This window comes from Dissulfurimicrobium sp. (assembly GCF_049968175.1).
GTDB classification, from domain to species: Bacteria; Desulfobacterota; Dissulfuribacteria; order Dissulfuribacterales; family Sh68; genus Dissulfurimicrobium; species Dissulfurimicrobium hydrothermale.
This window is the reverse complement of record NZ_JBMFRG010000035.1, coordinates 20921-22160: the sequence shown is the minus strand read 5'-3', so window position 1 is coordinate 22160 and position 1240 is coordinate 20921. Positions and strand designations below refer to the sequence as shown.

Below are 1240 nucleotides of genomic sequence, written 5' to 3'. Positions count from 1 at the left end.
GCCGGCCCTACAAACAGCCGGGGCTTTCGCTAAGATGCAGCGGGCGGTACTCCTGGATCGCCAGGCCCTTCTCATGCTGGATGTGGCCAGGACCTATTTTCAAGTGATGCACTCAGAAAAGCAGGTTGCGGTTTTAAAGTATTCAATCAAAGTCGCCCGACAGCGGCTCGCAGACATTCAAGTGAAAGAAAAGACTGGTGTGGCACGGCCGGTGGATGTCTTTCTAGCCGAATCACAGCTGGCGAAGACGCAAAACGAGTTGATTCAAGCCAAGGCCGATGTAAAAAACGGCCGGGCGATGCTGGCATTTTTAATCGGTGTACCGGCAGTCAAGGGACCGCTCACCGGCGGACTGAAAATTCCGTCGATAAACTGGCACATCGACACCTTGTTGAAGCTAACCGAGACGCATCGACAAGACCTAACGGCTGCCCATGAACGGGTGAAGGCTGCGGCCGCCGCACTGGAAGCGGCCTGGGGCGAATATTTCCCGTCGGTCTCCCTCAACTTGATGCGCTACCTGTCCCGGGATACCTTCCCCAACGATGTGGATTGGACCTCCATGATCCAGGTCAATGTCCCTATTTTTCAGCCGGATTGATTCATGCGGATGTCCGCACCGCTTATTCGCGCCTGCGGCAAGCTCGACTCTCCGAGATGTATATCCGCCGGCAGATATTGAAGGATCTACGAATGGCTGTGGAAAATCTCCAAAGGGCTAGGCAACAGATCGATCAGCTCGATATCCAGGTCAAAGCGGCCCGGGAAGGGGTGCGGCAGGCAACAGCCGCATTCAATGCCGGACTTGGAACAAACCTTGAGCGGCTAATTGCCCAAGAGGGTCTGCTATCCGCGGAACTGTCCCTTTCAACTGCAAAATTCAATCAAGATGTTGATTATTTGAAACTCTTGCGCGTGACAGGAGAATTGAATCCAGAACTTTTCCTTATGCCACCACCTACAAAAAACAACTTTCTTGAACCTAATGAAATGGGTAGAGATGACAGAAAAAAGCCGAAATAGCGATATAGCCGCCAATGAAACGGAATCTATGGGACCCAACAGTTCCTCGGCAGGGCCTTTCCACCGTAAAAAAATCGTCTGGTGGACGGCGGGCGGGCTGGTAATTCTAGCACTGATCATCGGCATCCCTTACTATATCCATTCATTATCTCACGAATCCACCGATGATGCCTTTATCGATGGAGATATCATTCCAATAAGCCCGCGGGTGTCCGGC

Annotated in this window: 2 protein-coding genes and 1 pseudogene; all 3 read left to right on the top strand. The window is 52.3% G+C overall.

Annotated elements, in window-relative coordinates; genetic code table 11:
• Positions 1–601: TolC family protein (locus ACP5SG_RS06065; protein WP_428122883.1), on the top strand; the 601-nt coding region annotated here is incomplete at its 5' end.
• A complete protein-coding gene (locus ACP5SG_RS06060; RefSeq protein ID WP_330873330.1) occupies positions 553–1023 on the top strand; it encodes a TolC family protein in 471 nt (156 codons plus the stop codon). The genes ACP5SG_RS06065 and ACP5SG_RS06060, both read left to right, overlap by 49 nt.
• Positions 986–1240 (top strand): annotated as a pseudogene (locus ACP5SG_RS06055) (hypothetical protein); the annotation flags it as partial. The gene ACP5SG_RS06060 and the pseudogene ACP5SG_RS06055, both read left to right, overlap by 38 nt.